Origin of the sequence: Streptomyces sp. UG1 (genome assembly GCF_049974585.1) — a bacterium.
In the GTDB taxonomy this organism is placed as follows: domain Bacteria; phylum Actinomycetota; class Actinomycetes; order Streptomycetales; family Streptomycetaceae; genus Streptomyces.
In genome coordinates, this window is record NZ_JBNGGG010000023.1 from 41,110 (window position 1) to 54,144 (window position 13,035).

11 protein-coding genes are annotated in these 13,035 nt (G+C 70.2%); 5 read left to right on the forward strand and 6 right to left on the reverse strand.

What is annotated here, in order from left to right; all coding sequences use genetic code 11:
- Position 1 precedes the first annotated feature (1 nt).
- Complete coding sequence (locus ACP4J3_RS25040; protein ID WP_426538085.1) at positions 2 to 997, reverse strand: helix-turn-helix transcriptional regulator; 996 nt, start codon at positions 995 to 997, stop codon at positions 2 to 4.
- On the reverse strand, positions 994 to 2,034 hold the full coding sequence (locus ACP4J3_RS25045) for a helix-turn-helix transcriptional regulator (RefSeq protein WP_426538086.1): 1,041 nt from the start codon (positions 2,032 to 2,034) through the stop codon (positions 994 to 996). The genes ACP4J3_RS25040 and ACP4J3_RS25045 overlap by 4 nt, the downstream gene beginning before the upstream one ends.
- A 295-nt stretch (positions 2,035 to 2,329) precedes the next feature.
- Here ACP4J3_RS25045 and ACP4J3_RS25050 point away from each other — a divergent pair, with 295 nt between their 5' ends.
- Entirely contained in the window at positions 2,330 to 2,668 is a 339-nt protein-coding gene (locus ACP4J3_RS25050; RefSeq protein ID WP_426538088.1) for a hypothetical protein, read from the forward strand.
- A 182-nt stretch (positions 2,669 to 2,850) separates the two neighbouring features.
- Here the strand turns inward: ACP4J3_RS25050 and ACP4J3_RS25055 are convergent, their stop codons facing one another.
- Positions 2,851 to 3,264: a pyridoxamine 5'-phosphate oxidase family protein gene (locus ACP4J3_RS25055; RefSeq protein ID WP_426538090.1), complete on the reverse strand. Its 414-nt coding sequence runs from the start codon at positions 3,262 to 3,264 to the stop codon at positions 2,851 to 2,853.
- Between the two features lie 120 nt (positions 3,265 to 3,384).
- On the opposite strand from ACP4J3_RS25055, the gene clpB reads away from it, so the two are divergent.
- Both clpB and ACP4J3_RS25065 read left to right on the forward strand, forming a co-directional pair.
- Positions 3,385 to 5,982, forward strand: coding sequence for an ATP-dependent chaperone ClpB (clpB, locus tag ACP4J3_RS25060; protein ID WP_426538092.1), 2,598 nt, complete (start codon positions 3,385 to 3,387; stop codon positions 5,980 to 5,982).
- A 140-nt stretch (positions 5,983 to 6,122) separates the two neighbouring features.
- On the forward strand, positions 6,123 to 6,650 hold the full coding sequence (locus tag ACP4J3_RS25065; protein WP_194043165.1) for a YbjN domain-containing protein: 528 nt from the start codon (positions 6,123 to 6,125) through the stop codon (positions 6,648 to 6,650).
- Between the two features lie 159 nt (positions 6,651 to 6,809).
- On the opposite strand, the gene ACP4J3_RS25070 is transcribed toward ACP4J3_RS25065, so the two are convergent.
- From ACP4J3_RS25070 to ACP4J3_RS25080, 3 genes are all read right to left on the reverse strand, one after another.
- The gene (locus tag ACP4J3_RS25070) at positions 6,810 to 7,709 is read right to left on the reverse strand and encodes an SRPBCC family protein (RefSeq protein ID WP_426538095.1); all 900 of its coding nucleotides are present in this window, start codon (positions 7,707 to 7,709) and stop codon (positions 6,810 to 6,812) included.
- 124 nt (positions 7,710 to 7,833) lie between these two features.
- Positions 7,834 to 9,477, reverse strand: a complete 1,644-nt coding sequence (locus tag ACP4J3_RS25075) for a polyamine aminopropyltransferase (RefSeq protein WP_426538097.1) — start codon at positions 9,475 to 9,477, stop codon at positions 7,834 to 7,836.
- A gap of 103 nt (positions 9,478 to 9,580) precedes the next feature.
- Positions 9,581 to 10,138: a DUF2617 family protein gene (locus ACP4J3_RS25080; RefSeq protein ID WP_426538099.1), complete on the reverse strand. Its 558-nt coding sequence runs from the start codon at positions 10,136 to 10,138 to the stop codon at positions 9,581 to 9,583.
- Positions 10,139 to 10,968: 830 nt separating this feature from the next.
- Here ACP4J3_RS25080 and ACP4J3_RS25085 point away from each other — a divergent pair.
- The gene (locus tag ACP4J3_RS25085; protein WP_426538101.1) at positions 10,969 to 12,228 is read left to right on the forward strand and encodes a pyridoxal phosphate-dependent aminotransferase; all 1,260 of its coding nucleotides are present in this window, start codon (positions 10,969 to 10,971) and stop codon (positions 12,226 to 12,228) included.
- Between the two features lie 10 nt (positions 12,229 to 12,238).
- Complete coding sequence (locus ACP4J3_RS25090; protein WP_426538103.1) at positions 12,239 to 13,027, forward strand: aldose 1-epimerase; 789 nt, start codon at positions 12,239 to 12,241, stop codon at positions 13,025 to 13,027.
- Positions 13,028 to 13,035: the final 8 nt, after the last annotated feature.

Consider the following 13,035-nt stretch of genomic DNA (forward strand, 5'->3'; position numbering starts at 1 on the left):
CTCAACTCTCCTCAGCGGTTTCAGGATCCTTGTCGAGGATTCCGGACTGCGCGATGAGGTAGCCGAGTTGGGCTCGGCTCTCGCTGCTGAGGGTGGCGGCGAGTTTGGCGATGTGGACGCGGGCGGTGCGGATGTTCATGCCGAGGCGGTCGGCGATGACTGCGTCGGTGTGGCCTTCGACGAGGAGGGCGGCGATCGCGCGTTGGCGAGGGGTGATGCCGTTGAGAGAAGGCGGTTGGACGGCCTGGGGGTACATCGGCGTTGCCATGCGCCAAAGGACGTCGAAGACAATGGCGAAGTAGTCCGTCAGAGCCGGATGGCGTACTTCGAGGGCGAAGGTCCGGTCCCTATTGGCGGGGATGAAGGCGACGGTGCGGTCGATCACGATGAGGCGTTTGGTGACTTGGTCCAGAGTCCGCGCCTCGGCGTCGCCGTTCAGATGCTCGTAGCGGGCGATCACAGCAGGGGAATGGCGCTGGGTGTGCTGGTAGAGGGTGCGGATACGGCCGCCGCGATCGAGTAGGCCTTGGTCGCGGTTCAGGGCCTGAGCCAGGCCGGGGCCGGGATCCCGGCCATTGTGGGGCTGAATGGTGAGGAGTTCACGTGAGGCGTCTGTCATGGCCTCGGTGATGGCTTGGTTTATCTGGTCGAAGCCCTTCAGGAGGCTGATCTCCGCTGGTTCTGCTGAAGGAGCGTGCTGCGAGCCCAAGGCCAGGAGTGGTTCGAACGCCTCGGCCAGACGCGTCTCGGCCCGGCGGCGCTGGGCGATGTCCTCGGCGACCTTTCGCAGCAGCTTCGGGAGAGCCAGGGCAGGAGTGAGGGGGCGCAGTCGGCGCACATCGTCCAGGTCCGGGCGGAGCAGCCCTGAATGCAGTAGGCAGGACACCGGAGCGGCGTCCTGCTCTGACACGGAACCTTCACGCAGGGCGTGCGCATACAGTTCCAGACCTGCCGCACACACGTCTTCTGCTGGGTGACTGTGCGTCTCTGCGGTCACGCCGGCCTCTCTCCTCCTGACGGTCGGTGATCTCCGTTCAGGATGCCTGACTGCGCTATGAGAAAGCCGAGCTGGGCTCGGCTGCCGCTGCCCAGGGCGGTGGCCAGCTTGGCTATATGGGCTCGACAGGTACGCACGTTCATGCCCAGGCGGCGGGCTATGGCTTCGTCCACGTGGCCTTCGATGAGGAGCTTGGCTATGGAGTGCTGGATGTCGGTGATGCCGTCGGGGGCCGTTTCGTACGGCGTCCCGACCTTGAGAGGCACCGCACGCACCCACATGAACTCGAAGACCTTGATCAAATAGCGGACCAGGCCGGGGTGCCGGAGTTCCAGAGCGACCTGGCGGTCCTCCCGTATGGGAATGAAGGCCACGGTTTCGTCGCAGATGATGAGCCGCTCCACAAGTTCGTCGATCGTGCGGATCTCGACTTTGCCGCTGGAGATCATTTGGTCCACGTAGGCCAGGGTCTCGGGGCTGTGCCGCGCGGTGTGCTGGTACAGCGTGCGGAAGCGGACCCCCCGCTCGATCAGTGGTCTGTCGCGGTCCAGCCCCTTCAGGAGGTTTCCCTCCCGGCGGCGGCCACCCGGCTGCACGGTGAGTACCTCGGTGTGACACTCGGACGTCGCGCCGTTGAGCGCCTCATTGATACGGTCCCGCCCTTCCAGCACAGTGATGGCATGGGTGGGCGTGGTGCCCTCGGCGCTGACGTTCATGAACGGCTCAAAGACTTCTGCCAGATGGAGGGACTGACGCCTACGGTCCGTGATCTCTCGTTCAAGGGGGTGAAGGCGCTGGGCCAGCGCGATCGACGGTGGCACGGGACGTAGCCAAGTGGCGTCGTCCGGGTCGGGGTGCAGGAGAGCGAATTCCAGCAGGCAGGGAGCTGACTCCACCTCTGCTCGAGCGATACGGCCAGCTCGGAGAGCACCGGTATAGAGCCGGGCGCCCTCGTCGCATAGCTCGGTTATGGCGTGGGGATGTGCCGCTTGTGTCTCTTTCGTCCCCAATTCTCCACCCCCCAGGGTCCTGAACATGCAGGAACATGATGCATCGATCGTGTGGCCATGACGTGCCTGAATGAGCCATCGTCTTACTCGACGGGGGAAGAGGGGACCTTCAAGTGAGGACGAAGCCGACTATGTGTAAGAGAATGCTTCGCTCGGTGCTTGTCGCCGCCTTCTCCACCGTTGCGGCCTTCGGAACCTTGGCTGGCCTGTCTGGTGCGGAGAGTGACGTGCACGAGGTGGGCAGCGCTCAGAGTGTGACTGTCGTGGACGCGAGCGGCGAAACGTCGCCTGTCCCTGCCGACACCTCCTGGGACTGATTGCGATGACGACCCCACCCGACGACCGCTCCTTCCGCCGCGAAATGGCCACGGCATACCGCTCCGGCTGGCACTTCATCGACCTCGTCACCGCGATCCCCCACCCCGGTGACTCGTTGATGGTGACCGTCTTCGGTGAGCCGGTCGTCGTCACGCGGGACGAGGATGAGGACGTACGGGCGTACCGGTGTCTGCGGCGGCCTCGGGGGGCGCCGCAGCCTGTGAGGTGTGCCATCCGGTACGGAATGATCTTCGTCAACCTCGACCAGCGCGACCACCGGCTGGTGGAGCCGGAGGCCCCGGCCTCCCCAAGGACTGTCTCAGCCACCCCCCGCAGTGCCTGACGCGATTCCCCCGTCGTAACAGATCGCTCAGGTGCTTCCCCCCGCAGCGGCGTCACCGTGACCTGAACACGGTGACGCCGCTGCAGTTTTGCGGGATATTTCGCGGTATCCGGGTATTCGGGCCGTGGCCGAAAACCGGTCGCCCGCCCCGTCGTCCCCGTCGTCCTCGCCGTCACCCCCGGTCACCCCCGCCCCAGCGCCCGTGTCAGTTCGATCTCGATCACCACACGGTCGGGATTCGGCCCCGGAGTTCGCCCGTAGCGCTGCGCGTACCGCCGTACCGCGTCCGCCACCCGCTCCGGATCGGTGCGGACCCGCGCCCGTCCCTCCAGCGTCGCCCACCGTCCCCCGTCCACCTGGCAGACCGCGACGGGCGCCCCGTCGGGGCCGGCGGCCAGCACATGGCCCACCTTTGCGCTGGACTTGTTCGTGATCACCCGAGCCAGCCGCGCCTCGGGGTCGTATGTCACTCCGACGGGTACGACATGCGGGGTGCCGTCCGGGCGCAGGGTCGTCAGAGTGCACAGGTGCCTCTCCTGCCAGAAGGTGAGGTACGGCGCGTCCGGCGCGCCAGGATCCTGGGGGTATGCGGCCATGCCCAAGGAACCTAGCCGCCGTGAGTCCCTCCCGACTACCTTGAGCGGAATAGGCTCAACTTTGTGTACGCTGACTCAGTCAGTACTGGGAGACGCTGACGCCAGGAGGAGAACGGACACGTGGACGCCGAGCTGACCAACAGGAGCCGGGATGCGATCAATGCGGCCAGTAACCGGGCCGTGACCGAGGGGCATCCGGATCTCACCCCCGCCCACCTGCTGCTGGCTCTGCTCCAGGGGCAGGACAACGAGAACATCGTCGATCTCCTGGCGGCCGTCGACGCCGATCAGGCCGCCGTGCGCGCCGGTGCCGAGAAGGCGCTCGCCGCGCTGCCCAGCGTGACCGGGTCCACCGTCGCGCCGCCCCAGCCCAATCGTGAGCTGCTCGCCGTCATCGCGGACGCGCAGGCCCGCGCCAAGGAACTCGGCGACGAGTACCTCTCCACCGAGCACCTCCTCATCGGCATCGCCGCGAAGGGGGGCACCGCCGCTGAGGTGCTCACCCGGCAGGGGGCCGGTGCGAAGAAGCTGCTGGAGGCGTTTCAGAAGGCCCGCGGTGGACGGCGGGTGACCAGCGCCGACCCCGAGGGGCAGTACAAGGCGCTGGAGAAGTTCGGGACCGACTTCACCGCCGCCGCCCGGGAGGGGAAGCTCGATCCCGTCATCGGGCGGGATCAGGAGATCCGGCGGGTCGTGCAGGTGCTCAGCCGCCGGACCAAGAACAACCCCGTCCTCATCGGTGAGCCCGGCGTCGGCAAGACCGCCGTCGTCGAAGGGCTCGCCCAGCGGATCGTGAAGGGGGATGTGCCGGAGTCGCTGAAGGACAAGCGGCTCGTCGCGCTGGACCTGGGGGCCATGGTCGCGGGCGCGAAGTACCGGGGTGAGTTCGAGGAGCGGCTGAAGACCGTGCTCGCGGAGATCAAGGACTCCGACGGGCAGATCATCACCTTCATCGACGAGTTGCACACCGTGGTGGGGGCAGGTGCCGGTGGTGATTCCGCCATGGATGCCGGGAACATGCTCAAGCCCATGCTCGCGCGCGGTGAGCTGCGCATGGTGGGTGCGACGACCCTCGACGAGTACCGGGAGCGGGTCGAGAAGGACCCGGCGCTGGAGCGGCGGTTCCAGCAGGTGCTGGTCGCCGAGCCGACCGTTGAGGACACCATCGCCATCCTGCGCGGGCTCAAAGGACGCTACGAGGCCCACCACAAGGTGCAGATCGCGGACAGCGCGCTGGTGGCCGCGGCCACCCTCTCCGACCGGTACATCACCTCCCGGTTCCTGCCCGACAAGGCCATCGACCTCGTCGACGAGGCTGCCTCCCGGCTGCGCATGGAGATCGACTCGTCCCCCGTCGAGATCGATGAACTCCAGCGCTCCGTCGACCGGCTGCGCATGGAGGAGCTGGCCCTCGACAAGGAGACCGACCCCGCCTCCCGCGAGCGCCTGGACAAGCTGCGCCGCGACCTCGCAGACCGGGAGGAGGAGCTGCGCGGCCTCAACGCCCGCTGGGAGAAGGAGAAGCAGTCCCTCAACCGCGTCGGCGAGCTGAAGGAACGCCTCGACGAAGCCCGCGGCCAGGCTGAACGCGCCCAGCGCGACGGCGACTTCGACTCCGCCTCCAAGCTGCTGTACGGCGAGATCCCCGCCCTGGAGAAGGAGTTGGAGGCCGCCTCCGCCGCCGAGGAGGAGGTCGCCAAGGACACCATGGTCAAGGAGGAGGTCGGCTCCGACGACATCGCCGACGTCGTCGCGGCCTGGACCGGCATCCCCGCCGGTCGGCTCCTGGAGGGCGAGACGCAGAAACTGCTGCGCATGGAGGACGAGCTGGGGCGTCGGCTCATCGGGCAGACCGAGGCCGTACGGGCCGTGTCCGACGCCGTACGGCGCACCCGTGCCGGCATCGCCGACCCCGACCGCCCGACCGGCTCCTTCCTCTTCCTCGGCCCGACCGGCGTCGGCAAGACCGAACTCGCCAAGGCCCTCGCCGACTTCCTCTTCGACGACGAGCGGGCGATGGTCCGCATCGACATGAGCGAATACGGCGAGAAGCACTCCGTCGCCCGGCTGGTCGGCGCGCCTCCCGGCTACGTCGGCTACGAGGAGGGCGGCCAGCTCACGGAGGCGGTTCGGCGCAGGCCGTACTCCGTGGTCCTGCTGGACGAGGTGGAGAAGGCGCATCCCGAGGTCTTCGACATCCTCCTCCAGGTCCTGGACGACGGGCGGCTGACGGACGGTCAGGGCCGTACGGTCGACTTCCGCAACGCGATCCTGGTGCTGACGTCCAACCTGGGCAGTCAGTTCCTGGTGGACCCGATCACCAGTGAGGCGGAGAAGAAGGAGCAGGTGCTGGAGGTGGTCCGGGCCTCCTTCAAGCCGGAGTTCCTCAACCGCCTGGACGACCTCGTGGTCTTCTCGGCCCTGACCAAGGACGAGCTGGCACGTATCGCCCGGCTCCAGATCGACCGCCTGGCCAAGCGGCTGGCCGAGCGCCGGCTGACTCTGGAGATCACCGACGCGGCCCTGGACTGGCTCGCCGACGAGGGCAACGATCCGGCCTACGGTGCCCGCCCGCTGCGCCGCCTCGTCCAGACCGCCATCGGCGACCGGCTCGCCAAGGAGATCCTGGCGGGCGAGGTCAAGGACGGCGACACGGTACGGGTGGACGCCTTCGGGGACGGCCTGATCGTGGGGCCGGCGACCGGTAAGACGCTGTGATGTCCGGGTACCCGGTGGAGCCGGGTACCCGACTCGATGACCGGATCGAGTCAGCCGACGGCTGACAGGACCGTCAGGGCTTGCCACCCCCCTCCCCGCATGGGGGAGGATGGCGGGATCCGTACGAAGGGAAAATCACGGTGAGCATCGACCCGTCCTCGATTCCGAACTTCGGGGGCCAGCAGCCGCAGTCCGGGCCGCCGCCCGGCCCTGTTGTCCCGGATCAGGACCTCGTGAAGCAGCTCCTCGACCAGATGGAGCTGAAGTACGTCGTCGACGACGAGGGAGACCTCGCGGCGCCGTGGGAGCAGTTCCGTACGTACTTCATGTTCCGCGGCGAGGGTGACCAGCAGGTCTTCTCGGTGCGGACGTTCTACGACCGGCCCCACAAGATCGACGAGAAGCCCCAGCTTCTGGAGTCGATCGACGACTGGAACCGCCGGACGCTGTGGCCCAAGGTCTACAGCCACACGCACGACGACGGCACCGTCCGCCTTATCGGCGAGGCGCAGATGCTGATCGGCACCGGAGTGAGCCTGGAGCACTTCGTCTCGTCGACGGTGAGCTGGGTGCGGGCCGCCATCGAGTTCGACAAGTGGCTCGTCGAGCAGCTCGGCCTGGAGCAGGAGATCAACGAAGCGGAGAAGCCGGAGGGCGACGAGGAGTAACCCTCGGCGCACATCGTGCGGAGCCCGGCCAGGGCACCGGCCGTCACGGCCGCGTGCCGGGCCGGGCTCTTGCCGTTTCGTCGGCGGCGGGGCTCGCAGCCGTGGCCCGGCCTGACGCGCCTCAGTGACGGTGCTCCTCGTGGCCCAGCCCGACGCGCCTCAGCGACGCCGCCGCAGTATCCGCCCCGCCACGATCGCCGAGGCCACCACCAGCGCCGCGGCCGGAGCCGCCCACCGCAGGGTGGTGCTCGGCGCGACGGTCTGCGGGGCCGGCACCGGCGCGTACCGCCCCCGGGGCGGCGCGTGATCCACTTCCTCCGCGCTGCGCCCGATCATCGTCCGCCGGGCGTGCGCCGCCTCGGCGACCGGCGCGTCCTCTCCGGAGCCGCCCTCGGACACCGTTTCCTCGGCTTCCCCGGCTTCCTCGGCCCGCGGATCCAGCGACGGCGGCGGCACCTCGGCATCGAAAACGGAAGGGGACTCGCCGCCCTCGTCGGGTGCCGGTTCCGGTTCCGGTTCCGGTGCCGGTGCGTCGTCCGCGTCCGGCGTCGTCTCGAAGTCGCTGGTCACCCGTGTCTCGAACTCCCCGGGCGCCAGCGCCTCCTCCATGGGCTCCGGCTCGGGGGGCGGTGCCTCGCCCGCCACGACCCCGAGCTGCGCCGCGACCCGATTCAGCAGCCGGCCGACCGTGGACCCCACGACCTCCGCGGAGAACTCCGAGATCCGCCCGTCCGCCGACGCGGTCCCCGAGAACGTCACCGTGGCCCCGCCCTCGGCCTCCGTGACCCGCAGGGTGAGCGCGAGCTTCACGGAACCGTTGCCGCGCGCCTCGACCGCGTCGCCCTCGACGGCGTACGAACCGTCCTCCCGCGCGGAGACCCGCATGGCACCCCGATAGGTGATGGTGTGCCCGCTGACGCGCACCCTCAGCCGCCCGGCGACCGGCTCGGCCCCGGCGTCCTGCTGGAGCCCGGGGACCGCCCGGGCGACCCGTGCGGGATCGGCCAGCACCTCCCTGAGCCGCTCCGCCGCAACCGGAACGAACACCTCATGCTCCATGCCGATCGAGCCTACCCAGCATGACGCGAACCGCACCCACACATCCCGTCTTTCTCCCCCCACACCCGCCCACCGGGCGTACCCTCCCGCTCACGCAGGCCCTCGACCGGTATCGCCCGGCCCCTCAATACCGCGGATGCACCAACGTCGACGCCCCCAGCCCCGCCACCCGCGTCCCCTCCGCCGCCCGCGCGTCCGCCGCCAGGCCCGCCTGGGTCAAGGTCCCCAATCGCGGTGCCCCCGCTCCCGTGCCCAGGCGCAGGTCCGGTCGCTTCCCCCGCGCCGCCAGGATGAAGCCCCAGTCCTGTGGTGCGCGGGTCGGGCCGGTCGAGCGGTCGGGGCCCGGGGTGAAGCCGGAGCCTTGGCCGCGGACGCGGTAGGGGGCGGTGCGCAGGCCCGCGGCGTGCAGGGTGGTGTCGACCGTCCAGAAGGCGTGGGGGCGGGAGGAGACCGGGCCGGCGTGCACGGCGAGACGGCCGTGTGGGGTCAGGGCGCGGCGGGCGAGGCCGTAGAACTCCTGCGAGTACAGCTTGGTGCTGGCGGTGATGCCGGGGTCGGGGAGGTCCGAGATGACGACGTCGTACGTCGCCGGCGGCGCCGTACGCAGCCAGTGGAAGGCGTCCGCCGTCATGATGTGGACGCGGTCGTCGTCGTAGGCGTGTCCGTTGAGGCGGGACAGGGGCGGGTCCCGGCGTGCCAGCCGTACCACCTCGGGGTCGACGTCGACGACGTCGAGCCGGTGCACCCCCCGATGGCGCAGCACCTCGCGCGCCGCCAGACCGTCACCGCCGCCGAGGATCAGCACGCGGGTGTGCCCGCCGCTCATCGCGGGGTGCACCAGCGCCTCGTGGTAGCGGCGGGCGTCGCGTCCGCTGACCCGCAGCCGGCCGTCGAGGAAGAGGTCGAGGGGGCGGCCCCCGGTGCCGCCGGTGATGACGACCTCCTGGACGTCCGTCTGCAGCGCGACCCGTACGTCCCGTCCGTACACCGCGTGCCGCGCGGCCCGTTCGAAGTCGTCGACGAGTACGGCGGCGGAGGCGAGGAGGCCGAGCACGGTGACGTTGGCGATCACCAGCAGCCAGCGGGCCCGGCGGGTGAGGTCCCGGCCGAACAGGCCGAGCACGAGTGCCCCGCCGACCACGGCGTTGACCGCGCCGGTGATCAGGGCCGAGGTCAACTGGCCCAGCAGGGGCAGGAGAAGGAAGGGGAAGGTGAGGCCGCCGACGAGTGCGCCGACGTAGTCCGCGGCGAACAGGTCGGCCACCGCGCCGCCCGCGTCCTGGCGCCGGATGCGCTGGATCAGCTCCATCAGCAGCGGGATCTCGGCGCCGATGAGCAGGCCGATGGTCAGGGAGAAGGCGACGAGGAGGACACGCGGGCCGTTGGCCCACACCCCGCCCCAGTCGCCGGTCCAGGCGAAGACGGCGTACAGGGCGAGCGCGCTGCACCCGCCGACGAGGGCGAGGACGGCCTCGATGGCACCGAAGCCGGCCGCGGCGTACGGGCGCAGCCGCTTCGCGGCCAGGGAGCCGATGCCCATCGCGAACACCATGACGGACAGCACGACGGAGGCCTGGGTGACGGAGTCGCCGATCAAGTACGAGGCCAGCGCGACGAGTTCGAGTTCGTACACGAGTCCGCAGGCCGCGCAGACGAAGACGCCCGCGAGGACCAGGAACCGCCCGGTGCCGGGCCGGATCGGAAGCCGCGCGGGGCCTGCCCAGGGCGGCGGTGTGCCGGGTGGGGCGGGCGCGTCCGGTTCGATCACGCTGCGACCGTACGTCACTGCCGGGGTACGCTTCGTCACCCACACGTGTGGAGTTGAGGTGTCGGACGTTTGCGTCCCCGGAATCTCGGAGTCCCCGGAATCCTCAGATGCCGGACGGGCTGAGTGGCACCGACCGGCGCGGAGCGGAGACCGCCGGCATCCGCGCTCCCACTCTCGTCCGCGTCGCCACCAACTGCCCGTCCTGCGGGTACGCGTGCCACGTACGCCAGTGGACCTGCCCCTCGTGATGCTGGGCCAGCAGCGCGGTGAAGGCGTACGGGCTGCCGGGGAAGACGCCGACCAGGCCGTGCGGATGGTCGGCGACCAGGGCCAGCAACTCCTGGGCCCGGGCCGCGAACTGACCCGGCGACAGCATCTCCACCCGGGCGGCGAACTCGTACTCCCAGTCCCCCGCTCGCTTGGCCACCCCGAGCGGCAGCGGTGTGCTGCTGCCGGGCATACAGGCCACCGTCTCCGAGCAGATGCCGCGCTCCTCGTCCAACAGCACCTGGTGGGACGCGCCGAGCAGTCTCAACTGAAGCTTCGCACCGGTCAGTTCGAGGTCGAGCGAGGCCAGCGCGGGCAGCGGCTCGCGCCCCAGGGCCCAGGCGAGGTCGGCCGCGCGCGTGTCGGTATAAGCGGTGTTCAGGGTCGTGAGCATGGGTCGGCTCCGCAAGCACGCAAAGAAAGGAGGGAGGTGTCGGGCTCCGGCGCACCCCGGCCGACACCAGGGATCGGCTCGGGCAGCCCAGTCGGCCGGTCAGAAGGTGTCCGCGGGACGTCCGAGGGGCTGCGTTGGTGATTTTCACTGAATCATGAATTAGGGCGCCGCCACAGCGTTTTTACCCAAGTTCGTGGGGTTTCCATCCCTCAGAGGGCTTATCAGCTCAACTGTTCAACTCCGGCGTGCGCCGATGGTGACGGAGCGTGCGCCGGGGCGCGGCCGACCGCACCGGAAGCCGTGTACCGCAGAACACGAGGCCACATACCGCAGGGCACGAAAGCGGGGCCGGTCCCAGGCACCGGCCCCGCTCCCTCCCGGACGCGGTTCCCCCTGTTCGGGGAGGTTGGCTGCCCCGTGTCAGCTACCTCCGCCACCGCATCCGCCCCCGCCCCCTCCGCAGGACGACCCGCCTCCGCATGACGAGCCGCCACCACAGGACGAACCCCCCGAGCCGCCGTCCCCACCGCCGACCCACCAGCTGCCCGCCGCCGCGCCGCCTCCGCTGTCGTACGAGTTGGACCGGCGACCGTGCGCACGGTGGGCCGGACGCGCGCTGCGGCGCGCGACGGACACCACGATCACGACGAACATCACTGCGACCAGCGCCCCCACGATGACTGTGGCCATGGCGTCAGCCTCCTTCCGTTCCCCCGAAGCGGACCGAGGCGTCCCCCCGTGGGCACCTCCCGCTCGGTGCGTGGCAGTCAGATGCCCGGCCGTCCCGCGGCCCAAAGCAGAGTTGAGGAAGTCCAGAGCTTGGGCGCAGGATGGCCGGCATGACCTCCACCACCCGCCCCCTGCTCAACCGCCGGCTCGCCGAGTTCGGGACGACGATCTTCGCGGAGATGTCCGCGCTGGCCCTGAGCACCGGCTCCATCAACCTGGGCCAGGGCTTTCCCGACACCGACGGGCCCGAGGAGGTCCGCGAGGCAGCCGTGCGGGCGCTGCGGGACGGGCGCGGCAACCAGTACCCGCCGGGCCCCGGCATCCCCGAGCTGCGCCTGGCGGTCGCCGCGCACCAGGAGCGGTGCTACGGGCTGTCGTACGACCCCGACACCGAGGTCCTGGTCACCGCGGGCGCCACCGAGGCCATCGCGGCCGCGCTGCTCGCCCTGCTGGAGCCCGGCGACGAGGTCATCGCCCTCGAGCCGTACTACGACTCCTACGCGGCCTGCATCGCCATGGCGGGCGGCACCCGCGTGCCGGTCACCCTGCGCCCCCACGTCGACGAGGCTGGCGCGAGCTTCCGCCTCGACCTCGACGAGCTGCGCGCCGCGGTCACCGACCGCACCCGCCTACTGCTGATCAACACCCCGCACAACCCCACCGGCACCGTCCTCACCCGGGCGGAGCTGGCCGCGATCGCCGAGCTGGCCGTGGCGCGGGACCTGCTGGTGGTGACCGACGAGGTGTACGAGCACCTGGTCTTCGACGACGCCGAGCACCTGCCGCTGGCGACCTTCCCCGGCATGCGCGAGCGGACGGTGACGATCGGTTCCGCCGGCAAGAGTTTTTCCTTCACCGGCTGGAAGGTCGGCTGGGTGACCTCGGCGTCCCCCCTGCTCACGGCCGTGCGCTCGGCGAAGCAGTTCCTGACGTACGTCTCCTCGGGGCCGTTCCAGTACGCCGTCGCCGAGGCGCTCGCCCTGCCCGACCGCTACTTCACCGCCTTCCGCGAGGACATGCGGGCCAAGCGCGACCTGCTGGCGGCGGGCCTCACCCGGGCCGGCTTCGAGGTGTTCAAGCCCGCCGGCACCTACTTCATCACCACCGACATCCGCCCCCTCGGCACCGCACTGGCAAAGGAGGGGGACGGCTTCGCCTTCTGCCGCGCGCTGCCGGAGCGGGCCGGGGTGGTCGCCATTCCCAACGCGGTCTTCTACGACCACCGGGAGGCGGGGGCGCCGTTCGTGCGGTTCGCGTTCTGCAAGCGCGAGGAGATCCTTCAGGAGGCGATCGAGAGGCTGCTGAAGGTGCGGTCCTCCGCCGGACAGGGCCCGATGGGCCGCTCTTGGCCGCCCCAGTAGGGTCGTCCCCGTGAGTAACGAACACATCACGCTGACCGCGGGTGACGCGGAGGTGGACGTGCTGCCGGGCAACGGCGGGCGGGTCGCGGGGCTGCGCGTCGGGGGGACGGAGTTGCTGCGGCAGGGGGAGCGGTTCGGGTGTTTCCCGATGGTTCCCTGGTGCGGGCGGGTCCGGGACGGGCGGTTCCTGGACGGTGCCGTGGTGCAGCAGTTGCCGCTGAACGCCCCGCCGCACGCCATCCACGGCACCGCGCGCGACGGCGCCTGGAAGGTCGCCCGGGTCACGGGTGACGAGGCGGTCATCACGTACGACCTGGCCGAGCCGTGGCCCTACCCCGGCCGCGTCACCCAGATCGTGCGCCTCGCCGAGGACAGCCTCACCCTCACCATGTCCGTCGAGACGTACGAGACGTCCTTCCCGGCACAGATCGGCTGGCACCCCTGGTTCAACCGCAACCTCGGCAGCGAGGACGTGCGGCTCGACTTCAGCCCCGCCTGGCAGGAGGAGCGCGGCGACGACCACCTTCCCACCGGGAACCGGATCGACCCGAAGCCCGGCCCCTGGGACGACTGCTTCGGCATGCCCGGCGGTGTCGACGTCACGCTCACCTGGCCGGGGGAGCTGGAGCTGAAGGTGAGCAGCCGGGAGGAGTGGGTGGTCGTGTACGACGAGCAGGACGCCGCCGTGTGCGTCGAGCCGCAGACCGGGCCGCCCAACGGGCTGAACAGCATGCCCCGCCTGGTCACGCCCCTGGAGCCGCTGGAGGCCACCACCGTCTGGAGCTGGCGGCGGCTCTAAGCTGGGCG